The following is a 26903-nucleotide window of genomic DNA, read 5'->3' as shown; positions in this document are numbered from 1 at the left end:
AGCGCAAGAACTTCCGGTGGTGACGCGGCGTCGGCGGTGATCCTCCGGCGCGCGGCGGGACGCGCGTGGAGTCCCGCCCGCGGGGCATGGTCGACGCGCCGACCCGGCCCTGCGGGAGGTACCGTCAGCGGCATGTCGACCGCTTTGCCTACCGCGCCCACCGCCGCGCCGGGACGTCCCTTCGGCCGCGTGCTGACCGCCATGATCACCCCGTTCGACGACCAGGGCGAACTGGACGTGACGCGGGCGCAGGAGATCGCCGAACACCTGGTGGACCTGGGCAACGACGGCCTCGTGGTCAACGGGACGACCGGCGAGAGCCCCACGACGACCGACGACGAGAAGGCGCGCCTATTGCGTGCCGTCGTCGAGGCGGTCGGTGACCGCGCCGCCGTCGTCGCCGGAGCCGGCACCTACGACACGCGGCACAGTGTCGAACTCGCCCAGCAGGCAGAGAAGGCCGGTGCCCACGGCCTGCTCGTCGTCACGCCGTACTACTCGCGGCCGACGCAGGCCGGCGTGCAGGCGCACTTCACCGCGGTCGCCGACGCGACGGAACTGCCGGTGATGCTCTACGACATCCCGCCCCGGTCGATCGTGCCCATCGAGGTCGACACGTTGCGCAGGCTCGCCGAGCATCCCCGCGTCGTCGCCGTCAAGGACGCCAAGGGCGACCTGCTGGCAGGCAGCGAGGTCATCGCCAACACGCACCTGGCCTACTACTCGGGCGACGACGCGCTGAACCTGCCGTGGCTGTCGGTCGGCGCGGCCGGTGTGGTCAGCGTGATCGGCCACGTGGTCGCGGGCCGCATCCGCGCGATGATCGAGGCCTACGAGGACGGCGACACGTCCACCGCACGCACCAACCATCGCGGCATGCTCGCGGTGTATCGTGCGTTCTCCCGCGTCGGCGGTGTCGTGTTCTCGAAGACCGCCCTGCGCCTGCGTGGCTTCGACGTCGGTGGCCCTCGGCTGCCGATCGTCCCCGCCACCGACGACCAGGTGGAGGCGATCGCCGCGGACCTGACCCAGGCCGGCGTGCCGCTCGACGCATACCGAGCGGAGGACTGGGCCGGTTCTCGTGCGCGCCGTGCGGACGAGGCCGCGGCCTACGTCACGCCCACCACCCACACCAGCGTTGGGACACTGCATCAGTGAGTGAACTCGCGGTCGGCCCCGGACCGACCTCCGCACCACCCGCACTGCCGGACGGCGCGCTGCGCACGGTCGCCCTGGGCGGCATCAGCGAAGTCGGCCGGAACATGACCGTCTTCGAGTACGGCGGCAGGCTGCTGATCGTCGACTGCGGGGTGCTGTTCCCCGAGGACCCGCACCCGGGCGTCGACCTGATCCTGCCGGACTTCCGCGCCATCGAGGACAGGCTCGACGAGGTCGACGGCCTCGTGCTCACGCACGGGCACGAGGATCACATCGGGGCGGTGCCGTTCCTGCTCCGGCTGCGGCCCGATCTGCCGGTGTACGGTTCGAACTTCACCCTGGCGCTGCTCGCGGCGAAGTGCCGCGAGCACAAACAGAAGCCGGTGCTGGTCGAGGTCGCCGAGGGTGAGCGGCGGAACGTGGGTGCGTTCGACCTCGAGTTCTTCGCGGTCAACCACTCCATTCCGGACGCGCTGGCCGTGGCGATCCGCACGCCCGCCGGTGTCGTGCTGCACACCGGCGACATCAAGCTCGACCAGCTGCCGCTCGACGGCAGGCTCACCGACCTGGCCGGGTTCTCCCGGCTCGGCGACGAGGGCGTGGACCTGTTGTGCGTGGACTCCACCAACGCCGAGGTGCCCGGTTTCGTCACGCCGGAGCGGGAGATCGGGCCCGTGCTCGACGACGTGATCGGGAAGGTGCGGCAGCGGGTCATCGTCGCGTGCTTCGCCAGCCATGTGCACCGGGTGCAACAGGTGCTGGACGCGGCGGTCAGGCACGGCAGGCGGGTGGCCCTGGTGGGCCGGTCGATGGTGCGGAACATGAACATCGCCGCCGAGCTCGGCCTGCTGAACGTGCCCGAGGGCCTGCTGATCGATCTCGACGAGGCGGTGAACCTGCCGGAGTCGCACGTCCTGTTCGTCTCCACCGGTTCGCAGGGGGAACCGCTGTCGGCGCTCTCGCGCATGGCGCGCGGCGAGCACCGGCAGATCTCCATCCGCGCCGGGGACACGGTCGTGCTGGCCAGCTCGCTGATCCCCGGCAACGAGAACGCCGTGTTCGGCGTCATCAACGGGCTCGTGCGGCTGGGCGCCGACGTGGTGCACCAGAGCAACGCCAAGGTGCACGTCTCCGGGCACGCCTCGGCCGGCGAGCTGCTGTTCCTGTACAACGCGGTCCGACCGAGCAACGTCATGCCGGTGCACGGTGAATGGCGGCACCTGCGGGCCAACGGGGAACTCGCGGTACGCACCGGGGTGACGCCGGAGAACGTCGTGCTCGCCGAGAACGGTGTGGTCGTCGACCTGATCGACGGCAAGGCGCAGGCCACGGGGCGGGTCGAGATCGGCGAGGTGTACGTCGACGGGCTGTCGGTCGGCGACGTCGGCGAGTCGACGCTGTCGGACCGGCTGATCCTGGGGGAGGGCGGGTTCATCGCGATCACCGTCGTCGTCGACTCCGCGACCGGCCGTGCGATGAGTGAACCGACCGTGTCCGGCCGGGGCTTCTCCGATGATCCGAAGGCGCTCGACGAGGCGGCGTCGCTGGTCGAGATGGAACTGTCGCGCACCGAGGCGGAGGGCATCACCGACACCCACCGCATCGCCCAGGCGATCCGCCGCGCGGTGGGCCGTTGGGTCGCCGAGACCTACCGGCGCCGCCCGATGATCGTCCCGACGGTCATTCCGGTCTGACCCGCGTGGTGAGCGGGCCCCACCCGGCCGTCCGGGTGGGGCCGTCCGGGTCAGTCGGCGGCGGGGAGTGGTTCGCCCACGGGCTGTTTCCGCGGTGACGTCAGCTGCACCAGTGCGGCACCGCCGAGCAGGATCCCGGCGCCGAGGACCTGCGACCAGGTGAGCGCTTCGCCGAGGAGTAGCCAGGCCAACCCGGTCGCGATCAGCGGTTCCATGAGCGCGAGCACGCTTGCCGCAGCCGCGGGAAGATGCCGCAGGGACGCCGTGCCCGCGCTGTAGGCCAGCACGGTCGACAGCAGGGCCACGGCGACCAGCAGTACCCACACCGGCGGCTGCCACGGTCCGAGCTCGGCCGGTGCGGTCACGACGTCGGCGGGCCACGTCCACGGCGGCGCGACGGCGCACACCGCGACGGCACCGACGGTCATGCCCCACGTGACCATGCCGAGCGGGTGCTGATCGGCGACACCGCGTTCGCCGAGCAGGAAGTACGCCGCCGAGCACAGGGCCGCCCCCGCGCCGGCCAGCAGTCCGACCGCGTCGAGGGTGAGGCCGGCGCCGATCTGCGCCACCATGGCCAGCCCGGTCAGTGCGAGCGCGATGCCGAGCCACATCGGCCACGGCAGCCGGACCCGCCGGACGAACCGCACCCACAGCGCCACGAGCACGGGCGAGGTGAACTCCAGCAGGATCGCCACCCCGACCGGGATCCGGGACGCGGCCACGAAGTACAGCAGCTGCACACCCGCGACGCCCAGCAGGCCGTAGGCGACCAGCAACCGCCACTGCCCGCGGCGGACCCGCAGCAGCGACGGGCGCAGCAGCGCGACGCACGTGAGCATCACGAGCGCCGCGATGCCGATCCGCGCGGCGGCGACCTGTTCCGGGCCGAGGCCCGCGGTCATCGCGGGCTTGCCGATCACACCGGAACTGCCGAAACAGAGCGAGGCCACGATCAGCAACAGCACCCCGCGGCCGGCGTGCGGGCGCAGGGTGGGCGGTGAGGTGGCTGGCGGTGCGGGGGCGGCGTCGCCGCCGGCCGGCTGTGCGGGCCGGGTCGTGGTCATGCGCAGAGGTCCTCGTCGAGGTCGAAGGGATCGGGGATAACGCTGACGGTAATCGGGATCAGGGTGCGGCCGATTGAAAATTATCCCGGCGCAGCGCAACATTATTGCGTGAGTGATCTGATGCTGGACGACGTCGACCACGACCTGCTCGCGCTGCTGCAGCGGGACGCGTCCCGCACGCTGCGGGACCTCGGCGACGAGGTGGGACTGTCGCCGAGTGCGGTGCTGCGGCGGGTTCAGCGCTACCGCTCGGCCGGGCTGCTGAGCCACAACGTCGCGGTGCTCGACCCGCGGCACGTGCCCGAGGTGATCCTGTCCGTCTGCCTCGTGACGATCGAGGACGACACTCCCGAGGAGGGCCGCCGCTACCGTGCACGGCTGCTCGAGGCCCCCGAGGTGCAGCAGGCCTACGAGGTCTCCGGCGACTACGACTACGTCGTGGTGCTCGCCTGCGTGGGCATGCGCCACGAGAACGAGGTGGCGAAACGCCTGTTCCAGCAGGATCCGAACGTCAAGCGCTACACCACGCTGTTCGTGCTCGACCCCGTGCGCACCGGGGTGGCGGTGCCGACACGCGAGCCGGCGCGCGGCCGGGTCCCTGCCGGTGAGGTCAGGGGCGCCACGGACTGATCGTGTCCGTCGGCCTTGTCGGATCGTGGAACCGTGGGACGTCGGGTTCGTCGCGGCGCAGCGGGACGAGACCGTCGGTGATCGTCTGCATGATCTTGGCGTGGGCCTTCACGGCGTGGCCCGGCGTACCCGCGTCGAACCCGCTGAGGTCGACGGGGTCGCCGAAGTGCACCCGGAACGTCGGCCTGCGCAGCGGCGCGGTGAAGCCCGACCGTGCCAGGGGAACCACATCGCCCAACCCGCCGACCGTCTCGGTGCCCCAGTAGACCGCCTCGTGTGCGCCCCACTGGCTGATCGGCACGACCGGCACGCCTGAGCCCAGCGCGAGGCGGGCCAGGCCGGTCTTGCCGCGTTCGGGCCACAGACCGCGGTCGTGGCTGATCCGCCCTTCGGGATAGACGATGATCGGCACGCGCGTCGAGGTGAGTTCGTCGACGGCGTCGGCGAACTGTTGCACCGCCGAGGCGGATCCGCGGTCGACGCGCAGGTGGCCGCTGGCCTTGAGCGCCGTGCCGAGCACCGGGGCGTCCAGGAGGCCGCCCGCGAGCATGAACCGCGGTGCCAGCCCGATCGACCGGCATGCGGCCATCAGCACGAACGGGTCGAAATTGCCGATGTGGTTCGCGGCGATGAGCAGGGGCCTGCCGCGCAGCCGCCGGGGTACGGAGCCGGTGACCCGGAGCCGGCCCGCGACGCGGACGAGGTTGTGGTCCGCCGCGAGCATCGCGCGCCAGATGGCCGGCGTCCCGCCACCGCGTGACGGAGAGTGATCGTGGGTGTTACCGCCGGTCGTACCGCTCAGCATGTCCAGAAGGATGTCACGCGCACGGATGAGTGCAGCCGCCCGGTCGGCGGCGTATCGCCCTTCAGTGCCGGGTCACGGTGTGACCTCGTCGTTCGTGACGCGCGGGCCGCGTGTGGCGGCTGGGACGCAGGTGGTGATCCGGTTACCGTGGGGACATGGCGAGTGGGTCGGTGACGAAAGGCCGAGGCGGCGCGGCGCGCGGATCAGGCAGCTCCGGCGCCAAGTCCGGCGGATCCCGGCGCTCGGGCGCCGGTTCCGGGGCCCGCGGCTCCGGCGGCGGGACGGGCGGCGGGACGAAGCGTGCCTCGTCGTCGCGCACCAGGGCCGCGTCGTCGTCCCGCACCCCGGCGAGGAAACCCGCCGCGGGCGGAAAAGGTGCCGCGGCCAGGTCCGGGGCGAAGGGCCGCTCGGGCGGCAACGCGGGCTCGGCCGTCCGCGGAGGCTGGAACCTCGCGGCGAAGGCCGTCGGCGGCCTGGCCCGCACGGTCGGCCGGACCCGCGACCTGGAACCGGAACACCGCCGGGACGGGCTCGCGCTCGGCCTGATCGCCCTGGCGCTCATCACGGCCGTGGGTGTGCTGTGGGAGAGCGCGGGACCGGTCGGTGAGATCGTCACGATCGGCATGCGCACGGTCTTCGGCGCCGGTTCGGTGGCGATTCCGCTCGTGCTGCTCGTGCTCGCCGTGGCACTGATGCGCTCGGAGCCGAATCCGGAGACGCGTCCGCGCCGGGTCATCGGCATGCTGCTGATGGGCCTGGCGGTGCTGGGACTGCTGCACCTGATCAACGCGCGCCCGCAGGGGCACGAAGGACTCATGTACGCCGGCGGCGGGCTCGGCTGGTTCTCGGGCGACCTGCTCGCCCGCGGCGTCACGGTGTGGGTGGCCGCTCCGCTGCTCGTGCTGGCGCTGGTGTTCGGGGTCCTCGTGTTCACGGGAACCCCGGTGCGCGACATTCCGCGGCGGCTCAGTGAATGGGGTGCCGAGCCCGACGACGACGGCGACGCGTTCGAAGTCGACGGCGAGACGGCACGGGGCCGCGGCGGCGCGGATCCGGTGGCAGAGGGCGATCCGTCGGCGGTGCGGTTGCGCAAGCCGTCGCGACGGCGGCAGTCCGCGTCGGGGGCGGCGTCGACACTGGACGAGATGCTCGACGGCGAGGCCGCCGACACGGCTGCGTCCGAGGCAGCCGAGCAGAGCGCGACGGCGGCGTCCGGGGCCCGGCCGAAGAGCGCCGACAAGGCCGTCGACAAGAGCGCGGACAAGGCCGCGGAGAAGACCGGTGGCAAGGCCGCGGCCAAGGCGGAGGCGAAGTCCGACGCCGCGCAGGCCGAGCCCGCGCTGGCGATCACACGCACCGTCGACGGCGACTACACCCTGCCGCCGCCGGACCTGCTGACCCTCGGCGACCCGCCGAAGGCCCGCAGCAAGGTCAACGACGCCATGATCGAGTCGATCACGGGTGTGCTGGAACAGTTCAACATCGATGCGCAGGTCACCGGCTTCGTCCGCGGTCCGACGGTGACGCGCTACGAGGTGGAACTCGGCCCCGGCGTGAAGGTCGAGAAGATCACGGCGCTGACGAAGAACATCGCCTACGCCGTGGCCACCGACAACGTCCGGTTGCTCGCGCCGATCCCCGGCAAGTCGGCCGTCGGGATCGAGGTGCCCAACTCCGACCGCGAGATGGTCCGGCTCGGTGACGTTCTCCGGTCGTCCAAGGCCGGCAAGGACACGCACCCGATGGTGATCGGTCTCGGCAAGGACATCGAAGGCGACTTCGTGACCGCGAACCTCACGAAGATGCCGCACCTGCTCGTCGCCGGTTCCACCGGTTCCGGTAAGTCGAGCTTCGTCAACTCGATGCTCGTTTCGCTGCTGGCACGGTCGACGCCCGACGAGTGCCGGATGATCCTCATCGACCCGAAGATGGTCGAGCTGACGCCGTACGAGGGCATCCCGCACCTGATCACGCCCATCATCACCCAGCCGAAGAAGGCGGCGGCCGCGCTGGCGTGGCTGGTGGAGGAGATGGAGCAGCGCTACCAGGACATGCAGGCCAACCGGGTGCGCCACATCGACGACTTCAACGCCAAGGTGCGCTCCGGGGAGATCACGGCACCGCCCGGCAGCGAACGCGAGTACCGGCCGTACCCGTACATCCTCGCCATCGTCGACGAGCTCGCCGACCTGATGATGACCGCGCCCCGGGACGTCGAGGACGCGATCGTGCGCATCACGCAGAAGGCACGTGCCGCCGGTATCCACCTCGTGCTCGCGACCCAGCGGCCGTCGGTGGACGTCGTCACCGGTCTGATCAAGACGAACGTGCCCTCGCGGCTGGCGTTCGCCACGTCGTCGCTGACCGACTCGCGCGTCATCCTCGACCAGCCGGGCGCCGAGAAGCTGATCGGCATGGGTGACGGTCTGTACCTGCCGATGGGCGCCGGCAAGACGATCCGCATCCAGGGCTCGTTCATCGGCGACGACGAGATCCAGTCGGTTGTCGACTTCACCAAGCAGCAGGCCGAGCCCGAGTACACCGAGGGCGTCACCCAGGCCAAGGCCGACGAGAAGAAGCAGATCGACGAGGACATCGGCGACGATCTCGACGTGCTGCTGCAGGCCACCGAACTCGTCGTCACCTCACAGTTCGGGTCGACCTCGATGCTGCAGCGCAAGCTCCGCGTCGGGTTCGCCAAGGCCGGGCGGCTGATGGACCTGCTCGAAAGCAGAGGTGTCGTCGGACCGTCCGAGGGTTCGAAGGCCAGGGACGTGCTCGTCAAGCCCGACGATCTGCCCGCGACGCTCGCGTTCATCCGCGGTGACGACCCGCCGCAGACCGACGACGAGCCGTCCTCCGAGGAGTGATGCCCCGGGGGCACTGAATGCCCCCAAGGGCACCTTCGGGGTATTCAGCGCCCCCGGGGCCCTTCGGGGCGCGCGTGCGGCCGCGAGTGTCAGCTCGCGCCGAACTGGCGGACCGCCTGGTAGTAGGTCCAGGCCGCCGCGTTGCACGCCGACGCGCCGCCGCACTGGTGCCGCATGTCGGTGTAGAAGTTGTCGTCGATCCGCAGCCGCGCGGCCTCGGTGAACCGGCCCTGTCGCTTGTAGTTGCGGTAGCCGAAGTCGTGGCGGTGACAGGCCGGGGTGAAGTCGTAGCCCAGCGGCCGGTCGGGTGACCAGGAACAGGCGTCGGACGACCAGTCGAGCTGGTCGGGGTAGGGCTGCTGGGCGCGGATCGCGCCGAACTGCGACAGTGAGGTGTCGAACAGGTACTGGTCGGTGATCGCGGGGGCGTCCATCGCCTGGGCGGCGGGTGCTCCGACGACGACGGCCGCCGCGACGGCGGACGAGGCGACGACGCCGCGCAGGGCGCGTTTCAGGGACGCGGAGGTCATACCGGGTGCTCCTCACGGTCGCGGGTGACAGCGAGGAACAGTGTCGCGGGAAGTGGTATGGACCACTACCGCTCTCGGTGGGACGGACGGTGAACGTTCGGCTACGTATCCGGTGACGGAGCGTCATCCCCACACGTCCTGGGGCCGCCGCGGCGACCGACGGCAGCGTTCGGCGCGGGGTCCTGCGCCGTGGGGTCAGAGTTCGAGGAGCATGCGGGTGTTGCCGAGGGTGTTGGGCTTGACGAACGGCAGGTCGAGGAACTCGGCGACACCCGTGTCGGGGGAGCGGCGCATCTCCTCGTAGACCTCCTCGGGGACGGGTGCGCCGTCGATGGCGCGGAAGCCGTGCCTGCTGAAGAAGTCGGTCTCGAACGTCAGCACGAACAGGCGGGGCAGGCCGAGTCTGCGCGCGAGGTCGATCAGCGCCGACACCAGCGCGTGCCCGATGCCGTGGCCGCGGGCGGCGCGATCGACCGCCACGGTGCGGATCTCGGCGAGGTCCTCCCACAGCACGTGCAGGGCGCCGCAGCCGACGACCTCGCCATCCAGCTCGGCGACCCAGAATTCCTGCACGGCCTCGTAGAGCGTGACCAGGTCCTTCTCGAGGAGCACCTTGCCCGCGTCCGCGTCGACGAGGCGTTTGATCTCGGCGACATCGGCGATACGGGCACGGCGAATGATCGGTGACTCCACCGCACAAACGCTAGCGGCCGGGTTGCGCGGACACGTCGATGGCCTGGTCGTTACTCTTGTCGAGATGTCTTCCGCAGATTCCTCGCCCGGCCGCAGGGTGTCCCTGCTGACCCTGGGCTGCTCCCGTAACGAGGTCGACTCCGAGGAACTCGCGGGGCGACTCGCCGCGGGAGGCTGGGAACTGGCGGGCGATCCAGAGGGCAGCGACGTCGTCGTGGTCAACACGTGCGGCTTCGTCGAGTCGGCGAAGAAGGATTCGGTGGACACGCTGCTGGCCGCGTCCGACACGGGTGCGAAGGTCGTGGCCGTCGGCTGCATGGCGGAACGTTACGGCGAGCAGCTCGCCGAGAGCCTGCCGGAAGCCGACGCGGTACTGGGCTTCGACCATTACGCGAACCTCGCCGAGCGGCTCGACGACGTCGCCGCGGGCAAGCAGGTCGCCTCGCACACGCCGGCGGACCGCAGGAAGCTGCTGCCGATCAGTCCCGTCGAACGGCCCGCCGCGGCCGAGGACGTCGCGGTGCCCGGCCACACTGGCTGGGGTCCCCGTGTGCTGCGCTCGCGGCTCGACGACGCGCCGGTCGCGTCGCTGAAGATCGCCTCCGGATGTGACCGTCGGTGCTCGTTCTGCGCGATCCCGTCGTTCCGGGGTTCGTTCGTCTCCCGTCACCCCGACGAGATCGTGGCCGAGGCCGCATGGCTGGCCACACAGGGCGCGCGCGAACTGTTCCTGGTCAGCGAGAACTCGACGTCCTACGGCAAGGATCTCGGGCGTGAGTTGGGCGGCACGCGGGCGTTGGAGGCGCTGCTGCCGCGGCTGGCCGGTGTCGAGGGCATCGAGCGCGTGCGCGTGTCGTACCTGCAGCCCGCCGAGACACGTCCCGACCTGGTCAGGGCGATCGCCACGACACCGGGTGTCGCCGACTACTTCGACCTGTCGTTCCAGCATTCCAGCGAGTCCGTACTGCGGCGGATGCGGCGGTTCGGGTCCACCGACTCGTTCCTGGCGCTGGTGGACCAGATTCGCGAGTACGCACCCGAGGCGGGCATCCGCACCAACGTCATCGTGGGATTCCCCGGCGAGACCGAGGACGACGTGGCCGAACTGGAGCGCTTCCTGACGGGAGCTCGCCTGGACGCCGTCGGGGTGTTCGGGTACTCCGACGAGGACGGCACCGAGGCCGAGGGCTACGACGGCAAACTCGACGAGGACGTGATCGCCGAGCGCGTCGCGCGGATATCGGCACTGGTCGAGGAGCTGACGGCCCAGCGGGCGGAGGACCGGATCGGCACCGTCGTCGACGTGCTCGTCGAACAGTCGGGCGACGACTCCGAGGACGAGGTCACCGGGCGCGCCGCCCACCAGGCACCCGAGGTCGACGGCGAGTGCGTCGTGCTCGGCGCAGGGAGTGTCGAGCGGGGTGAGCTGATCCGCTGCGAGGTGGTCGACACGGCCGGTGTCGATCTGATCGTGCGCCCGGCAGGGCCTGCCGGCGGTGAGGACGCAGCGCCGTGACCGGCGCAGCCGGAGGCGACGGTGCCTCGGGGGCTGCGGGCGGTTCCGGTCCGGCCGACGGGGCTGCGCAGCCGAGCACGGTGCCGGTGCCCACGTTGAACATCGCCAACCTGCTGACGATCTCGCGGCTGGTGCTGGTGCCGCTGTTCGTCGTCGCCCTGTTCGCGAGCAGCGCCGGCGAGGCCGAGGGCGACAGCGGTGAGATGTGGCGGTACGTCGCGGCGGCGCTGTTCGCGCTCGCGGCGCTCACCGACAACGTCGACGGCTGGGTCGCCCGCAAGTACGACCTCATCACCGATTTCGGCAAGATCGCCGATCCGATCGCCGACAAGGCGCTGATCGGTGCCGCACTGGTCGGGCTGAGCATGCTCGGCGAGCTGCCGTGGTGGGTGACGATCGTGATCGCCGTCAGGGAACTGGGTGTCACCCTGCTGCGATTCTGGGTGATCCGGCGCGGGGTGATCCCGGCGAGCCGCGGCGGCAAGGCCAAGACCCTTGCCCAGGTCGTCGCCATCGGGCTGTTCCTGCTGCCGTTGCCTGCGGTATTGGACGTGGTGAGCTGGGCGGTGCTGGTCGCGGCACTGGTGCTGACGGTCGCGACCGGCCTCGACTACGTCGTGCGTGCGCTGCGCCTGCGCGCGAGCACCTCGGGAGGGGACTCGTGACCGGCGGGTGTGTGGTGATCGGCAGGCGTTCGTGACGGAGCAGGGCGGACTGTCGCGGCGGGTCGTCGAGCTGTTGACAGATGCGGGGCAGACGGTCGCCGCGGCCGAGTCACTGACGGCGGGCCTGGTGTGCGCGACCCTGGCCGAGGTGCCGGGCTCGAGCGCGGTGTTGCGGGGCGGCCTGGTCGTGTACGCGACGGAACTCAAGCACGAGCTGGCCGGTGTGTCGGCGTCGTTGCTGGAGGCCGAGGGCGCGGTGCATCCCGAGGTGGCGGCGCAGTTGGCGGCCGGGGCGCGGCGGCGGTGCGGAGCCGATTGGGGGCTCGGACTGACCGGTGTCGCAGGTCCGGCGGCCCAGGACGGGGTGGCTCCGGGAACGGTGCACGTCTCCGTGTGTGGTCCTGACGGCCGCCACGCCCGGACGTTGCAGCTCGCGGGGGACCGCGACGCGGTGCGTACCGGTGCGGTCGGCGGGGTTCTCCTCCTGCTCGCGGAACAACTGGGCTGATGCCGGCGTTGTACCTGGACACAGCCCGCCCGGACGTTCCGGGTGCGGATGCCGACGATCGTCGCCGACGTCGTGGTGACGCCCGGTCCGGGTGGCCGGTCGTTCGCCGATGGCGGACGGGCCGCGCTAATCACTGTGCGGTGTCGGTCCCGGTCGGTACCGTGGGCGGTGGTTGAAGGGAGGCGCGTGATGACCGTGCTGCTACGTGAGGCGATCGGTGACCGGCTCCGCCATGCCCGGACCACGAGGCAGCGGACGCTGCGTGACATCTCGCGCGTCGCGAGGGTGAGCCTGGGATACCTGTCCGAAGTCGAACGCGGGCAGAAGGAGGCGTCCAGCGAGCTGCTCGCCTCGATCTGCGAGGCTCTGGATCTTCCCCTGTCGGATCTGCTGGTCAGCGTCGCCGGTGACGTCTCCGCGCTGGACAGCGTGGACACCGTCGGGGGCGTGGACGGGCCCGTCGAACCCGCTGTCGACGGCACGGACGCACCGGCCGACCGAGGGGTCGACGTCGGCGAGGCGCACGCGAGCGCCGCGAGCGGCCGTGAGGGGTTCGAGGGCGGTTCGCTCGTGACGGGCCCCGTCGGCGACGAGCTGACCGACCTCCAGCTGTCGCCGGTGCTGCGCACGACGATCCATCAGCCCGAGGCGAAGGCCGCGCTGGTGGCCTGAGTCCGATCACCTGCCGAGATCATCCGTTCGTTCGGTGGAGGCCGGTGAAAACCCCGAAATCCTTCGGGGTCTTGTGGAACGACCGCGGTCGACCTGACACGATGGAACCCAACACCGGGGGTTGCACGTTGCCAGGTCGACGGCCAGCGGTGACAACACCGGACCAGTAAGCCCGTGGGACGTGGAGAAGGCAGGCGGAAAGATGGCCAACCCTTTCGTGAAGGCATGGAAGTACCTGATGGCGGCGTTTTCGGCGAAGGTCGATGAGAACGCCGACCCGAAGGTGCAGATCCAGCAGGCCATCGAGGAGGCGCAGCGCAACCACCAGCAGCTGTCGCAGCAGGCCGCCTCGGTGATCGGTAACCAGCGGCAGCTGGAGATGAAGCTGAACCGCCAGCTCGGCGAGGTGGAGAAGCTGCAGTCGTCGACCCGTCAGGCGCTCACGCTGGCCGAGGAGGCCCGCGCCCGCGGTGACGAGCAGAAGGCGCAGGAGTACGAGACGGCCGCGGAGGGTTTCGCCGCCCAGCTGGTCACCGCCGAGCAGAGCATCGAGGACCTCAAGACGCTGCACGACCAGGCGCTGCAGGCCGCCGACCAGGCGAAGCAGGCCGTCGAGCGCAACGCCAGCATGCTGCAGCAGAAGCTGGCCGAGCGCACCAAGCTGATGTCGCAGCTCGAGCAGGCCAAGATGCAGGAGCAGGTCTCCGCGTCCCTGAACCAGATGACCGAGCTGGCCGCCCCGGGCAACACGCCGTCGCTGGAAGAGGTCCGTGACAAGATCGAGAAGCGGTACACCACGGCCGTAGGATCGGCCGAGCTGGCGCAGAACTCGGTGCAGGGCCGCATGATGGAGGTCCAGCATTCGACGACGCAGCTCGCCGGGCACAACCGGCTGGAACAGATCCGTGCGTCGATGGGCGGCGGGGCCGTGGCAGGCGAGGTGACCGACGGTGCCACCACGTCCGGTACGTCGTCGGCGGGCGCCGCGCAGCCTGCAGCCACCGGTTCGGACATCCAGAAGGAGATCCAGCAGCGCGTGCAGGCCGAACAGCAGAAGAACCAGGCCTGATAGCGGCCGGATCGGGCCGGTTCACGAGCTTTCCGGGAGGCGGTCATGGCGGGGAAGTCGGGCAGACGAGATTTCAGCGAGCTGACGGCGAAGCTCGGTAAGCACGTTGAACGACTGCCCGACTACGCGCAGAAGGCCCAGGAGAAGGTTCAGAAGTACCTGCCGCCGGAGGACCAGCGGGCATCCGGCAGTGCGGACCGCGCGTCGGATCGGGACGGTGACCGGACCGGAAGGTCCGACGGTGCGCGCACCGGCGGGCCACCCGCGCCGCGCCCGAAGGTGGACCTCACGGTCGTCACCGACGTCCGTGACAAGCTCGCCGCCTGGAACTCTCCCGAAGCCAAACACGCCCGGCGGGTGCGCTGGACGCGCCGAGCCTTCACGTTGTGGGCGATGCTGACGCTGCTGGCCGTGCTGTGGGCGGTCGCCGGGTACTTCGGCGTCATCGGGGCGTACGAGGGCGTCGAAGGTGCCCTGACCGGTGCGGCCGGCACGGTCGTGTTCGGCGCACTGGCCGTGTCGTCCGGTACGAAACTGCGCAGACTCGGCAAGGTCGAACCGCCGCGGCCCGATCCGGCGTCGATGTTGCCGCCCACCGGTTCGGCTGCGCGGGCGCCGATGGAGAAGCTCGTCGACAGCGAGCGGACGCTCACGGACCTGCTCGACCAGCTGGCCACACCGCAGCACGGTGCGCCCTCGGGCGCGACCGGCTTCGACGTCGAGGATGCGCGGGCCACGGCGATGGACGCCTCGGCGGCGCTGCGGGGGCTCGCGGCTCGTCTCGAATCGATCGAACGCGCGCGGGACGCCGCGCCGGCACGGGAACGGGACGGCCTGGACTCGGCGGTGACGGCACTGCGCGAGCAGCTCGACGAGGGCCTCGAGGGGTACGGCGCGCTCGTCGCCGCGGCCGGCAGGGCCGTCGCGGCGAGCAGCGACGGCGCGAGCCCGGCGAAGGATGCACTCACCGACGCGACCGACCGGCTCGCCGGTCTCGCCGTTGCGTTGCGCGAGCTGTCCTGAGCGAACCCGGCGCTCCGGCGCCGGAGGCCGCGCCCGACCGCGGACTCAGTGCACGTCTCGCCACCGTGCGTGCTCCGCGGCGAGACTCCGGTTGATGGAGCGCACCACCGACGGGCCGTGCAACGCCAGTGCCGTGTACAGCTGCACCAACGCGGCGCCCGCGTCGAGCATCGCCTCGGCGTCGGCCGGCCCGCCGATCCCGCCGACCCCGATGATCGGCAGCGCGCCGCCGGTGCGCGTGTGGACGAATCGCACCACCTCGCGGGCTCGCCGCGTGAGCGGGCTGCCGGAGAGCCCGCCGGTCTCGGCCGCTGCCGCGGCGTCGGCGTCCGCCAGGCCGTCGCGGCCGAGCGTGGTGTTGGTGGCGATGACCCCGGCGACGCCGTGGTCGGTGCACACCTGCAACAGTTCTCCCAGCGCGGCGTCGGTCAGATCGGGCGCGACCTTCACCAGCAACGGCGTCGTGGGGGCGAGATCGCGCAGTGCGGCGAGGATCTCGGTGAGGGAATCGCGGTCCTGCAGGCTGCGCAGGCCCGGCGTGTTGGGCGAACTGACGTTGATCGCGACGTAGTCGGCGAACGGGTGCAGGGCGCGCAGGGACGTCTCGTAATCGGCCACGGCCTCGTCGATCGGCGTGACCTTCGACTTGCCGATGCTGATCCCCAGCGGGACGTCCGGTGTGCCGTCACGGGCCAGCCGCGCCGCGAGTGCCTCGGCGCCCGCGTTGTTGAAGCCCATGCGGTTGATCACCGCGTCGCTCGCGGGGAGCGTGAACAGTCGCGGCCGGGGATTGCCCGGCTGGGCACGTCCGGTGACGGTGCCGACCTCGACGAACGAGAACCCGAGCGCGGGCCAGGCGTGCAGTGCCCGCCCGTCCTTGTCCATGCCCGCGGCCAGCCCGACGCGGCCGGGAAACCGAACTCCGAAGGCGGTGACCGGCGTGTCGGCCGCGTAGGTGCGCCGCAGTGCCGCCCGGACCGGGGCGGGCGCGGAACTCAGCAGGCCGAGCGCACGAACGGTGCGTTCGTGTACCTGCTCGGCGTCGCCGCCGTGCAGCCGATACAACGCGGGCCGGAGCAGACTGTCGAAGAGCACGGCTGTTCATGGTGCCGCATGTGTGCGCGGGCCGCCCGCGCCGGGCCGCCGGGAGCGGCGGAGAGCACAGGGACGGCCGTAGGTCACCGGTACGGTGGCAGGGCGCAGGGGTACAGCAGGTCCGGGACACGGAAACACGGCGAAGCCGGCCGGACACGGCTGAGCCGGGGTGCAGCAGCGCGGCGCGCAGCAGCGGCCGTTGCCGCCCAGCAGAGCTGTGGGACACAGCGGAGGCCGTGGGACACAGCGGAGGCCGTGGGACACAGAAAGATGCTGGTGGGACACGGCCAAGCCGGGCAGCCCCCGGTGCGTCGGCCGGGGTTTCCCGGTGCCGCGGGCGGAGCCACTCGCCGATCTCGGTCGGCGGGTGCGGAATGGGGAAACCCCCGATGCGACTCCCGGACGTCGTCAGCCGTCCGGGCCCGTGGTGGACCGGTCCTCGGGAGCATCGGGGGCCGGTGACCGCCTGGTATTCGCCGGGCGGCACGCGGTGGTCCGCATACCGTCCTAGCGGACGGCCACCTCACGAGCCCTGTAGTTCTTCACTGTCGGACCACCTCCTTTCTCGTGTACCCGCCACGCTAGGCGCGTGCGGTCGTGTCCGGCAACGTGTTTTTCCGGCGGCGCGTGGACACGGCTCGCCGGCGGCCGGTTCCGGTGCTACGGGGAGCCGCGCCGTCACGGGACGCGCTGACCCCCCCGAGCCTTCGCGTGCCCCCACGGTTCGGTGTGACCGGACATGGCGCGGTGTCATCAAGGAAGGCGCCGGTCACCAAGGAAGGCGCCGGTCACCAGGGGAGGCGCGGGTCGCGAGGGGAGGCGCGGGAGTCAGCGGTGCGGTACGGGGCCGTGTTGGCATCGCGGGCAGAACCAGGTCGGTCGGCGTTCGATGCCGGCGCCCTGGTCGGCCACCCGGACGGGGCCGCCGCAGCGGAAACAGCCCTGGCGGGTGCGTTCGTACACCCAGGTGCGCCTGCCTCGGGCGAGGTCGCCGGTGGTGCTCTGTTCCCAGCGTGTCGCATTGGCGCGCAACAGCCGCCGTGCCAGGGCGACGGCGGCGGCTACGTCTACATCGGACACCGGGGTCCACGGTGTGACGCCCAACCGGAAGCAGATCTCGACCTTGTACAGGTTCCCGATGCCGGCCACTGCGGTCTGGTCGAGCAGGGCGCTGCCGATCTCGCGTCCGGGGTCGGCGGTCAGTGCGGCGACGGCGCGTGCGGTGTGGTCGTCGGTCCATTCCGGATCGAGCAGGTCGGGGCCGAGTCGGCCGACCCAGCGATGCTCGTCCGATGTGGACAGCAGTGCCAGGTCGTGCACTCGCACGCCGACGGTTTCGACGTCGCCGGCGGCCAGCACGACGCGCACCTGATGGGCGGGTACGCCCCAACGGCGGCCGGAGGGGTACGTGCGCCAGGCACCGTCCATGCGCAGGTGGCTGTGCAGGCTCAGCTCACGGCCGGCGCCGTCGGCGCGGCGGCGGGAGCCGTGGGGTACGCCGCGGAACCGGAAGAACAGGTGCTTGCCCACCGTGCGCACGCCGGCGAACTCGGATCCGGCGAGGTCGGCGGTAGCCAGGGACGGGACGCGGAAATCCGTTCTCGTCAGTGTGCGCCCGGTCAGTGCGCGGCCGACCAGCGCGCCGGTGAGGAAGACGGTGTCGCCCTCGGGCACGGTTCACGCCGAGTCGGGCTGGGCGGAGGGGTCGTCGGCCGCACCGGGGAGGCGGTGCCGGCCCGCGCGGCTGGAGCGCAGGATCTTGGCCAGCACCATGTTGAACGTCAGCCCGATCTCGTGTGCGCCGGGGGATTTCCACTCGTGGATCGGCAGACAGGCGCCCTGGGCCTGTTGGATCGCGAGCCGGTCGGGGATGGCCGTGGGCATGACGGACCGGCCGAACGTCTCCCGTAGTTCTTCCACGCGGTAGTGGTGTTCGTACGAGCGCGGGCGCATCCGGTTCACCAGGACGCCCGCCGACTGCAACCGCGGGTTCGGGCCTTGCCGGACGGCCTCGATCGCCTCGAACGCGCGCTCGGCTCCCGACACGGCGTACATGGTGGGCTCGGTCACCAGCAGAGCCGTGTCGGCGGCCAGCAGTGCCGACCGGGTGAGCCTGCCCAGTGACGGCGGGCAGTCGAGGATCGCCACCTCGTACGGCCGTTCGCCCTGTGGCCGGGCGCGGAGCTGCTCGAGCGCGCGGGCGAGGTTGTCCAGCCGCCTGCTGTCGGGGCCGGGCTCGTTGAGCAGCTCCAGGTCCTCGGAGCTGACGAGGACGTCCAGTTCGGGACTCCAGCTGCTGGGGGCGAGTGCATCGGCGATGACCGCGTCGCGTGGCGTGTCCAGCACCGCGGTCAGGGAGGCCGTCGTCATCGGCGGGTTGAGGGTGGCCGTGGCGTTGCCCTGCGGGTCCAGGTCCGCGACCAGCGTGCGGGCGCCCCGGCGCAGCGCGGCGGAGGCCAGCCCGAGGGCGACCGTCGTCTTGCCCACGCCTCCCTTGAGACTCAGTACCGCGACCGTATGCACGCGCCCAGCGTATCGGCTCGCGGAGTGTCACGGGGTGGCGCCGCGATCACGGGGGAGATCCCTCACTCGGGTGGCGGTCGGCCGCGGGGCGTCGTCGGCGGCGTGTCCCGGTGGCGGGGCGCGCGGGCCCGGACCGCCGTGACTACGCTGGGCGCCCATGCGAACGGAGTACGCGGCCGGCCACGGATCCCCGGCCGTACGGCGAGTGCTGGTGGACGAACTGGCGCAGGCGCGCGAGCGAAGGTCCGGCAGGCCGCGGGTGATCGACGTCGGCGGTGGCACCGGCGGCTGGGCGGTCCCGCTGGCCGGGCAGGGCTGTGACGTGACGGTCGTCGAGCCGAATCCGGATGCCGTCGCCACACTCCGCCGCCGGGCCCGCGAGGTGGGTGCGGACGAACGGATCACCGTGGTGGCCGACGACGTCGACGGGCTGGCCCACCGGGTGCCGGAGGGGTCCGCCGACCTGGTGCTGGCCCACGGTCTGCTCGAGGTGGTCGACGATCCGGCCGCCGCGGTGCGTGCCTTCGCGGCGGTGACCGCACGCGGCGGCGCCGTGTCGGTGCTCGTGGCGAACCGTCACGCCGCGGTGCTGCACCGCGCACTGGCCGGCCGGCTCTCCGAGGCCACGGCCCTGCTCACCGCGCCGGACGGCGTGCTGTCGGGCGATTCGGAGACGGTGCTGCGCCGGTTCGACACCTCCGGCCTGGAAATGCTGCTCGGCGGCGCGGGCCTGGCCGTGGCGTTGATGCAGGGCGACGGCGTGGTCGCCGACGTGGTCCACCAGCTCGATGCCGGCGACGACGGCGCGGACGCCGCCAGGGAGCGGGAGATCACCGAGTTCGAGGACCTGGCCGCCGTGACCCCGCCGCTGCGGGACATCGCGAGCAGGCTGCACGTCCTGGCACGCCGGCCCGGCTGAGGTCTCCGGCCGCGCCGTGACTGCCGGGATCGTCGGTGGCGGCCGCTAGTCTGGCGCCGTGGGACGTAATGCGCAGCTGCCCGGCGGGCACGAGCGGTTCCTGGTGCGCACCGGCACCCCGCGCGAGGCGTCGCCGGACGACACCGGGTGCGGGGTGCTGCATGTCGACATGGACGCCTTCTACGCGGCGGTCGAGTTGCGCAGCCGCCCCGAGCTCGTCGGCAGGCCCGTCGTCGTGGCCGGTGCGGGCCCGCGGTCGGTGGTGCTGTCGGCCACGTACGAGGCGCGGCGCTACGGCGTGCGCTCGGCGATGCCCGCCGCGGCGGCGCGGAAGCTGTGCCCGGACGCGGTGTGGTTGCCGCCCAGCCGGGACGCCTACCGCGAGGTCTCGGACGGTGTCATGGCCCTGTTCCGCGGGATCACGCCGCTGGTGGAACCGCTCAGCCTCGACGAGGCGTTCCTCGACGTGAGCGGTGCGCTGCGCAGGCTGCAGGCGACACCGGCCGACATCGGGGCGCGGATCCGCGAGCGGGTGGCCGCCGACCACGGCATCACCTGCTCGGTCGGTGTCGGGAGGGCGAAGTTCGTCGCCAAGCTCGCATCCGGGATGGCGAAACCCGACGGCATGGTCGTCGTGCCCGCCGCGGAGACCCTGGCGTTCCTGCACCCGCTGCCGGTGTCGGCCCTGTGGGGTGTCGGCAGGCGCACCGAGGAGGCGCTCCGCAGCCACGGTTACGCCACGATCGCCGACGTCGCGGCCGCGCCGGTGGACCGCCTCCGCCGCAGCGTCGGCGCCGCGGCGGGCGAGCACCTGCATGCGCTGGCCCACGGTCATGACGACCGCACGGTGGTGCCGGAGTCGGAGGAGAAGTCGGTCGGTGCCGAGCACACCTTCGACGCCGATGTCCACGATCGTGGGACGTGTGAGCGGGAGCTGCTGCGGTTGGCCCAGCGGGTCGCCGCGACGCTGCGCCGGAAGGGGCTGAAGGGCAGGACGGTGTCGCTGAAGCTGCGGTTCTCCGACTTCCGTACGATCACTCGGGCCCGCACGCTGCCTGCCGCCACCGACGTGGCCCGCGAGATCCACGCCACCGCGACCGAACTGTTGCGTGAGGCCGCGTCCGGCGTGGCGGTGCGCCTCGTGGGGGTACGGGTCGAAGGCCTGACGGCCGGCGACGCCGCGGAACAGCTCAGTTTTGACGCGCCCGAGCCCCGGTGGCGCGATGCCGAGGTCGCGGCCGACGACGCACGATCGCGATTCGGGGCCGGGGCCGTGCGGCCGGCGTCCCTGTTGTCACCCGATGAGAGGTGATGTCGGTCGCGTTCCGTGCCCGTCCGGCGACGGCCGGAGGTCGCCGCAGGAAACACTGCGGCTGGAAGGGGAGATCGGGTAGTCGCCGACGCGCGGTGCTCGTATCCTGGAGTCTGACACCCCGACCGGGGCTGTCAGGGTCCACGTTTAAATGCGGTCCGGTGCCGCCAGGTGGCGCCGGGAAGCGCTGTGCCGGAGGAGGAAAGATGCCACTCTCCGAGCATGAGCAGCGGCTGCTCGATCAGATCGAGCGCGAGCTCTATGCCGAGGACCCCAAGTTCGCATCGTCGGTACGCGGCGCGAAGGTACGCCGCCCGAAGCGGGGCAGGCGCCTGCAGGGCGCCGCGCTGTTCGTGGTGGGCATCGGCCTGCTCGTGCTCGGCGTCGTCGTGCCGGTGCGGGTGGCCGAGATCCCGCTGATCAGCGTGTTCGGCTTCCTGGCGATGTTCTTGGGGGTGGTGCTCGTCGTCACTGCCATGCGAGCAGGTGGGGAGCCGGAGGAGGAATCCGGCAACGGTTCGGGCGGATCCGGTGGCGGTTCGTCCGGTGCCGCTCAACGTCGGCGCAGTTCGTTCTCCCAACGGATGGAGGACCGGCTCCGCCAGCGGTTCGACGACAGATGACGACGCCCGTCCGGTCCACGCCGCGACGGCGGGTCACCGAGGCCCGGGTTCCCGTGCAGGTGTGACCCGTCCGGCGCCGGATCGCGCCGACCGCACAGCCGTTCTCGAGCAGGGCTCCCCTCGCGGGAGCCCTGCTCGAGTTGTGTCGACCCCACTCGACCGGAACCGGCTCCTCGCCAGTGCCCGAAAGCGTCCCGTGGTTGCCGGATCCGGCACCGTCGCGTCGAGCCTGTCCCGTTGGGTGATCGCCGTGGGCCGGAACGAACGCGGGCTGGCGTGAACGCGGGACCGGGCGGATCGCCGCGGGCCGGGGTGCTCGCGGGTTCAGCGGTCGCGGCGGTGCAGCAGCGACCGCGGCAGTACCCGTCGCCGCCACGACAACGGTGCGCAGCGGGCGAGGCTCTCGCGCAGGCCCGCGAGTGCGTGGTCCAGTTTCGGCCGTGGGGAGTCCTCCGGTTGCGCGGAGCCGTGTCCTTCCTCACCGGCACCCGCGGCCGGGCTGTACCACGCCCGCTCCACGGCGGAGACGATCGTCTGCAGCTCGCGGCGGCCGGTGTCGTCGAGTTCGAGCCGGTCGCCGATCGTCTCCGCGGCCTGCCGGAGTGTCGCCGTGGACGGCAGGTCGAGTCCTCGGTCGGTGCATTCGGCCCGTACCTCGCGCCACGCGGCGTCCGGTGACGCCGCTGTCACGCGGGAGACCTCGGCGAGCCGCCGGCGGCGGATCAGCTCCCGGGCGCACGCAGGTCCGAGGAGTCCGGCGACGACGACGAACACGCCGAGTGCAACGGCCCAGTGCACGAGCCACGCGGCCAGCACCAGCGTGACACCCCAGGCGGCGACCACTGCCGAGACCACGGCGACGGGTGCGGCGCGGGTCGTGGCGACGCGTCTGCCCAGCACGGCGACCCCGCCGGTGGTCAGCACCAGCAGGATGCCGGCCAGCCAGCCGGGCCACTGCGGCGGCGGTCCGGCGCCCTCGCCGCGGGCCTGCTGCTCCGGAGCGTCGGCGGGCCGGGACGGTTCCGATGCGGGCGTCGAACTGTCCGGAACCTGCGACGACTCGTCCGGGTCGTCGGGAGCCGGGTTGTCCTCGGTGTCGAGGTAGTCGGGCGTGTATCCGCGGCCGTTGGTGAGCGGGGTGGGGTCGAACGTCACCCAGCCGAGCTCGTCGCCGAAATAGACCTCGACCCACGCGTGGGCGTCCTCCGAGGTGAGCACGCGGGTGCCCTGACCGTCGGTGGTGCCGCGGGTGAACCCGACCGCGACCCGGGACGGCACGTCGAGGGAACGGAGCATGACCGCCATGGCGGAGGCGTACTGCTCGCAGAAGCCGCGTTTGCCGCGCAGGACGAAGTCGGCGAGCGCGTCCGGATCGGACGCCGGTGCGGTCTCGGTGTCGTAGACGAAGCCGTTGGACGGGTCGGTGAAGTACCGCCACACGGCCTGTGCCTTGCCGAACGTCGTCGGCGCGTCGGAGGTGAGGTCCTGTGCGAGGGCACGCACGCGTGGGTCGATCCGGGCGACCTCCCGGTACCGCGGATCGGGTCCGGAGACGGTGCCGGCGGCGCGTAGTTGCTCCCGCGTCGGTTCGGACAGCGACGTCGTCATCGTGTAGGACCGCGGTCTGCGCCTGTCCTCGCTGTACACCGACCCGCTGCCCGGGTCGTAGTACCAGTCGCCCGGAGGCGGATCGAGGTTGCGGATCTTCCCGTAGGTCGGCAGCCAGACGTCGAACCAGTTGACGGGCGTGACCCGGACGGTCCGTGCCTCCCCGGAGACCGTGTCGCCCGGCACCGTCGGCAGCGGACCGTCGGCGGGACGACCCGCAGGCATGCGGCGCCCGTCCGGCAGCCCCCAGCCCTGCCCGGGTATGTACCGGGACAGCGTGAACGCGCGCATCAGCGGCGCGTTGTCGCCGAGGCCGTCTACCTCGAACATCCGGGTGGGGGTGCGGTCGCCGAGCATGCCGCGCAGCGAGGTGAACGGTTCCACGCCGAGTCCGCCGGGGGCCGACTGTCGGTCGGGTTCCGAGCCCGGCAGGCTGCCTTCGGTGCCGACGAAGGTCAGCGTCGCGCCCGCGAGTAGACCCGCTGCGACGGCGGTGGCGACGAGTCCCGACGGAGCGGCCATCGACCCCACACCGGCCCCCGATCCCCGGGCGGGGGCGCGGGTGCGCCACACCCGGTGCCGGTGGCTGCCGTCGACGGCCAGCAGCGCGGCGTACGCGACGACACCGAGCACGAACGTCCACCACGGCAGCAGTTCCGGGGTGAGTGCCGACGGCACGGCGTAGACGCACAACAGGAGGAGACCGGTCGCCGCCGGAGCGGCGGCGGTCACCGCGAGCAGATCGACCACCAGCGCGACGAGCCCGACGGTGATCATGATCAGGCAGCGGATGCCGGCACTGGCCTCGACCGGCGGGAGTCCGGTGCGGATGTCGGCGAAACCGGCTGTCAGCACCTGGTGCAGTTCGCCGAACGCCTGCGGCCCCGGGAACAGGCCGAGCACACCACCGGTGGTGAACGATCCGGTGACGAGCAGGAGCAGCGCCCCCAGTTGGGCGGCGCCGACGAGGAACGGGTGCAGTCGCAGGATGCGCAGCACGATCCCGGTGCCCGCGATGAGCAGCGCCGCCGTCACGATGTCGCCGAACCAGGACCAGCCCTGCACGACGCCGGTGAGCGCCGTGGCGACGGCGATCGTCGCGAGCGCCGCCATGAGCGGTCCGACGATGCCGTGCAGGCTCACCCGTGGCCGCCAGCGTGACGGTGCGGTCTCCGGGCCGGGCGGTGGCGGTGCGGTCGGTGCGGGCGCGCTCACCGGGAACCACCCGCCTGCAGCGGGGTGGTCGCCGTGGCGCGGCACAGCTGCGCCCAGATGTCCGCGACGTCCGCGCGCCGGCCTGCGACGACGACGCGCCAGCCCGCGGCCCGCAGCAGCGCGGCCGTGTCGGTGACGGCCGCGGTGGGACCGCCACCGGGCTGCTGCCACGACGCGGTGTCGACCAGCACCGCGAGGCTGGGCGCTCCGCGGGGGCGGGTGTGGGTCAGCTCGGCGATGCCGTGGCCGCCGACGGTGCCGAGCACGGCGATCAGCTCGTGGCCCTGCGCGTGTGCCGGGCCGGAGGAGACGGCGAGGTCGCGTTCGTGGGCGGGCTGCAGGGCGGCCAGCGCGTCGAGGACGACACCGCCGCCCGCCGGGCCCGCACCGTCAGGGAGGTCGGCCAGGACGTCGCCGCGCTCGTCGGCAAGGCGCACGGGGCTGCCGGAACCGCTCAGGTGCACGCACACGCTCGCGGCGAATTCGACGGCCCATTCGAGGCTGCCGTCGGGGTGGCCGACGCCGTGGTGCGCGGCGGCACGGCGGTCGAGCAGGACGGTGGTGCCGCCCCGCCACGGCCGTTCCTCGACGCGCACCATGATCTCGTCGCGGCGCGCGGTGGAGCGCCAGTGCACCTTCCGCATGTCGTCGCCCGTGCGGTACTGGCGCACCATGACGTCCGGGTCACCCTGGCCCGCGTGGTGGCGGTTGCTGCCGCTGTCGACCCCGCCGGTGCCCGCGCCGCCGGGACGGCCGCGCAGCGGGGTGACCCGTGGCACGACCACGACCGGCGACGGCGCCGCGAGATCGCGTTCGACCTCGCAGAGCCCGAACGGATCGGTGATCGTCGCCCGCAGCGCGGCGATGCGGTGGACACCGCGCATGCCGGGCCGGATCGGGTAGCGCAACGTGACGGGGTGGTGGGGGAGCCGTTCCACCACGAACCGTGGCCGCGGGCCGAGCGGGGGCGGCAGGCGGTCTTCGAGCAGGATCTCCCCGGCGGGGAGCCGGCCGGTGCGCCACAGGTCGAGGCACACGTCGCCGTCGCCACCCGCGGGAACGCGCTCGGGGGTGACGGTGCGCCGCGCCCCGATCCGCACCTTGGACGCCGCCGCGAGCGCCGCCGCCAGCAGGGGCAGTGCCACGACGAAGGCCGCGACGCGGAGCAGCCCGCGCTCGTCGAGGACCACGGCGCAGACCGCTGCGGCGACGCCCGCGGCGAGCAGGCAGCGGCCGCGGGTGGTCAGGCCCGACAGCGCGCGTGGCAGGACCCGGCGGCGCGGTCGCACCGCCGGGGGTGCCGTCGCTCGCTCGGACCCGGTGCCGCTCGCGGGCCTGCCGGCAGGTGTCCGCGGAGCCGGATCGCCCGCCGCGTAGCTGGTCATGGTCGGATCCGTGTTCAGTGGCCGTACGGGCCGCCGTGGCCGTCCGGCGCGCCGGGCTGGCCCGCACCGGCACCCGGCCGCGCCGGCTGGCCGCCGTGGCCGTTGGCGGAGTGCGGTACCGGCGGGCGGGCGCCGGCACCGGGTGCTCCGGTGCCGGCCGCCCCACCCGCCGGCGCGCCGCGCTGGGGCACGGGAACCCGCTGCAGGACGGTGTGAATGACGTCCGAGGCGGAGCGGCGTGCGGCGAGTGCCTCGGTCGTGAGGACGAGCCGGTGGGCCAGTACGGGCACGGCGACCGCGTGCAGATCGTCCGGCACGACGAACTCGCGGCCGGCGAGCGCGGCCTGGGCGCGCGCGGCGCGGACCAACTGCAGCGTCGCCCTCGGGGAGGCGCCGAGCCGCAGTTCCGGCAGCTGCCGGGTGGCCGACACCAGGTCGACCGCGTACTGCCGCACCTCGGGCGCGACGTGCAGCTGCTGGACGGCGCGGGCCAGCTGATGCACGGTCTCGCCGTCCGACACCGGCGTGAGGTCCTCGAGCGGGTTGTGGCCCGCGTGCTCGTCGACCATCGCCAGTTCGGCCTGCGGGTCCGGGTAGCCGACCGAGACGCGCGCGGTGAAGCGGTCGCGCTGGGCCTCGGGGAGCGCGTAGGTGCCCTCCATCTCGATCGGGTTCTGCGTGGCGATGACCATGAACGGCGAGTCGAGCGGGTACGTCGTCGTGTCGACGGTGACCTGCCGTTCCTCCATGCACTCCAGCAGCGCGGACTGGGTCTTGGGAGAGGCGCGGTTGATCTCGTCGCCGACGACGATGTTCGCGAACACCGGACCGGGGCGGAACTCGAACGTCGCCTGCTGGCGGTTGTAGATCGACACGCCGGTGACGTCGCTCGGCATGAGGTCGGGGGTGAACTGGATACGGCTCACGGTGCAGTCGATGGACCGGCCCAGCGCCTTGGCGAGGGAGGTCTTGCCGACGCCGGGGACGTCTTCGACGAGCAGGTGCCCCTCGGACAGCAGGGTGACCAGTGCGATGCGGACGACGTCGGGCTTGCCGACCAGCACGCGTTCCACGTTCGCGCCGATGCGCTGTGCCGTGTCGTGCAGGTCGCCGAGGACCGCGTGCGGTGCGGGCGTTCCGGCCGTCGGATACGCGGGGCGGTCACCGAACGTCTCGGTGGTTGCGGCAGTGTGCCCTCTCGACGTCACGCGACCTCCACATTCGTGCATGCGCCCTGCTCCAGACTCCCATGAAGTGTGTCAAACACGGGCGAAACGAGGGGATTCACCCCGCGTGGTGCCTCGGTGACACCGGGCACACGGC

Annotated in this window: 23 protein-coding genes; 13 read left to right on the top strand and 10 right to left on the bottom strand. The window is 72.1% G+C overall.

Translation table 11 applies throughout. The annotated features are described in order from the left end of the window. Window positions 1-132: 132 nt before the first annotated feature. Window positions 133-1158 (top strand): 4-hydroxy-tetrahydrodipicolinate synthase, encoded by a 1026-nt coding sequence (dapA, locus tag FB384_RS19810; RefSeq protein ID WP_183786234.1) that lies wholly within the window; start codon window positions 133-135, stop codon window positions 1156-1158. Continuing rightward, entirely contained in the window at window positions 1155-2852 is a 1698-nt protein-coding gene (locus FB384_RS19805) for a ribonuclease J (protein ID WP_183786232.1), read from the top strand. The genes dapA and FB384_RS19805 overlap by 4 nt, the downstream gene beginning before the upstream one ends. A gap of 50 nt (window positions 2853-2902) precedes the next feature. On the opposite strand, the gene FB384_RS19800 is transcribed toward FB384_RS19805, so the two are convergent. Continuing rightward, a complete protein-coding gene (locus tag FB384_RS19800; protein ID WP_183786230.1) occupies window positions 2903-3919 on the bottom strand; it encodes an EamA family transporter in 1017 nt (338 codons plus the stop codon). Window positions 3920-4027: 108 nt separating this feature from the next. On the opposite strand from FB384_RS19800, the gene FB384_RS19795 reads away from it, so the two are divergent. Further along, window positions 4028-4549: an Lrp/AsnC family transcriptional regulator gene (locus FB384_RS19795; RefSeq protein ID WP_323985325.1), complete on the top strand. Its 522-nt coding sequence runs from the start codon at window positions 4028-4030 to the stop codon at window positions 4547-4549. Here FB384_RS19795 and FB384_RS19790 read toward each other — a convergent pair. After that, entirely contained in the window at window positions 4530-5273 is a 744-nt protein-coding gene (locus FB384_RS19790) for a lysophospholipid acyltransferase family protein (RefSeq protein ID WP_183786420.1), read from the bottom strand. The two genes, FB384_RS19795 and FB384_RS19790, sit on opposite strands and share 20 nt — an antisense overlap. A 236-nt stretch (window positions 5274-5509) precedes the next feature. Between FB384_RS19790 and FB384_RS19785 the strand changes: the two genes are divergently transcribed. After that, on the top strand, window positions 5510-8224 hold the full coding sequence (locus FB384_RS19785) for an FtsK/SpoIIIE family DNA translocase (RefSeq protein WP_183786228.1): 2715 nt from the start codon (window positions 5510-5512) through the stop codon (window positions 8222-8224). An 89-nt stretch (window positions 8225-8313) separates the two neighbouring features. Here FB384_RS19785 and FB384_RS19780 read toward each other — a convergent pair whose 3' ends face one another. Both FB384_RS19780 and FB384_RS19775 read right to left on the bottom strand, forming a co-directional pair. After that, complete coding sequence (locus FB384_RS19780) at window positions 8314-8754, bottom strand: phospholipase (protein ID WP_183786226.1); 441 nt, start codon at window positions 8752-8754, stop codon at window positions 8314-8316. 195 nt (window positions 8755-8949) lie between these two features. Further along, on the bottom strand, window positions 8950-9447 hold the full coding sequence (locus FB384_RS19775) for an amino-acid N-acetyltransferase (RefSeq protein ID WP_183786224.1): 498 nt from the start codon (window positions 9445-9447) through the stop codon (window positions 8950-8952). Between the two features lie 64 nt (window positions 9448-9511). Between FB384_RS19775 and rimO the strand changes: the two genes are divergently transcribed. From rimO to pspM, 6 genes are all read left to right on the top strand, one after another. Further along, complete coding sequence (gene rimO, locus FB384_RS19770) at window positions 9512-10963, top strand: 30S ribosomal protein S12 methylthiotransferase RimO (RefSeq protein ID WP_183786222.1); 1452 nt, start codon at window positions 9512-9514, stop codon at window positions 10961-10963. After that, complete coding sequence (pgsA, locus tag FB384_RS19765; protein ID WP_183786220.1) at window positions 10960-11628, top strand: CDP-diacylglycerol--glycerol-3-phosphate 3-phosphatidyltransferase; 669 nt, start codon at window positions 10960-10962, stop codon at window positions 11626-11628. The genes rimO and pgsA overlap by 4 nt, the downstream gene beginning before the upstream one ends. A 31-nt stretch (window positions 11629-11659) precedes the next feature. Next, window positions 11660-12136: a CinA family protein gene (locus tag FB384_RS19760; protein WP_323985323.1), complete on the top strand. Its 477-nt coding sequence runs from the start codon at window positions 11660-11662 to the stop codon at window positions 12134-12136. 189 nt (window positions 12137-12325) lie between these two features. Further along, on the top strand, window positions 12326-12808 hold the full coding sequence (locus FB384_RS19755; RefSeq protein WP_183786218.1) for a helix-turn-helix domain-containing protein: 483 nt from the start codon (window positions 12326-12328) through the stop codon (window positions 12806-12808). Between the two features lie 202 nt (window positions 12809-13010). Beyond that, on the top strand, window positions 13011-13877 hold the full coding sequence (locus FB384_RS19750; RefSeq protein ID WP_183786216.1) for a PspA/IM30 family protein: 867 nt from the start codon (window positions 13011-13013) through the stop codon (window positions 13875-13877). Between the two features lie 45 nt (window positions 13878-13922). Further along, window positions 13923-14900 (top strand): phage shock envelope stress response protein PspM, encoded by a 978-nt coding sequence (gene pspM, locus FB384_RS19745; protein WP_183786214.1) that lies wholly within the window; start codon window positions 13923-13925, stop codon window positions 14898-14900. A 45-nt stretch (window positions 14901-14945) separates the two neighbouring features. Here pspM and FB384_RS19740 read toward each other — a convergent pair whose 3' ends face one another. The 3 genes from FB384_RS19740 to FB384_RS19730 all read right to left on the bottom strand — a co-directional run bounded on the left by FB384_RS19740 (window position 14946) and on the right by FB384_RS19730 (window position 18518). Further along, window positions 14946-15995: a quinone-dependent dihydroorotate dehydrogenase gene (locus FB384_RS19740; protein WP_183786212.1), complete on the bottom strand. Its 1050-nt coding sequence runs from the start codon at window positions 15993-15995 to the stop codon at window positions 14946-14948. Between the two features lie 828 nt (window positions 15996-16823). Then, window positions 16824-17669: a DNA-formamidopyrimidine glycosylase family protein gene (locus tag FB384_RS19735; RefSeq protein WP_183786210.1), complete on the bottom strand. Its 846-nt coding sequence runs from the start codon at window positions 17667-17669 to the stop codon at window positions 16824-16826. Window positions 17670-17672: 3 nt separating this feature from the next. Next, the gene (locus FB384_RS19730) at window positions 17673-18518 is read right to left on the bottom strand and encodes a ParA family protein (protein WP_183786208.1); all 846 of its coding nucleotides are present in this window, start codon (window positions 18516-18518) and stop codon (window positions 17673-17675) included. A gap of 157 nt (window positions 18519-18675) precedes the next feature. Between FB384_RS19730 and FB384_RS19725 the strand changes: the two genes are divergently transcribed. From FB384_RS19725 to FB384_RS19715, 3 genes are all read left to right on the top strand, one after another. After that, entirely contained in the window at window positions 18676-19437 is a 762-nt protein-coding gene (locus FB384_RS19725; RefSeq protein WP_183786206.1) for a class I SAM-dependent methyltransferase, read from the top strand. Between the two features lie 58 nt (window positions 19438-19495). Further along, window positions 19496-20749: a DNA polymerase IV gene (locus FB384_RS19720; RefSeq protein WP_183786204.1), complete on the top strand. Its 1254-nt coding sequence runs from the start codon at window positions 19496-19498 to the stop codon at window positions 20747-20749. A gap of 206 nt (window positions 20750-20955) precedes the next feature. Beyond that, window positions 20956-21372 (top strand): DUF3040 domain-containing protein, encoded by a 417-nt coding sequence (locus tag FB384_RS19715; RefSeq protein ID WP_183786202.1) that lies wholly within the window; start codon window positions 20956-20958, stop codon window positions 21370-21372. 324 nt (window positions 21373-21696) lie between these two features. On the opposite strand, the gene FB384_RS19710 is transcribed toward FB384_RS19715, so the two are convergent. The 3 genes from FB384_RS19710 to FB384_RS19700 form a co-directional block, all read right to left on the bottom strand. Continuing rightward, on the bottom strand, window positions 21697-24195 hold the full coding sequence (locus FB384_RS19710) for a transglutaminase family protein (protein WP_323985320.1): 2499 nt from the start codon (window positions 24193-24195) through the stop codon (window positions 21697-21699). Next, window positions 24192-25463 (bottom strand): DUF58 domain-containing protein, encoded by a 1272-nt coding sequence (locus FB384_RS19705; protein ID WP_183786417.1) that lies wholly within the window; start codon window positions 25461-25463, stop codon window positions 24192-24194. The genes FB384_RS19710 and FB384_RS19705 overlap by 4 nt, the downstream gene beginning before the upstream one ends. Before the next feature lie 131 nt (window positions 25464-25594). Beyond that, window positions 25595-26788 (bottom strand): AAA family ATPase, encoded by a 1194-nt coding sequence (locus FB384_RS19700; RefSeq protein ID WP_258935935.1) that lies wholly within the window; start codon window positions 26786-26788, stop codon window positions 25595-25597. Window positions 26789-26903: the final 115 nt, after the last annotated feature.

The sequence above is a fragment of the Prauserella sediminis genome, assembly GCF_014195435.1.
GTDB classification, from domain to species: Bacteria; Actinomycetota; Actinomycetes; order Mycobacteriales; family Pseudonocardiaceae; genus Prauserella; species Prauserella salsuginis.
Note: the sequence above shows the minus strand (reverse complement) of the source record. Positions and strands in the feature narration are given on the sequence as shown.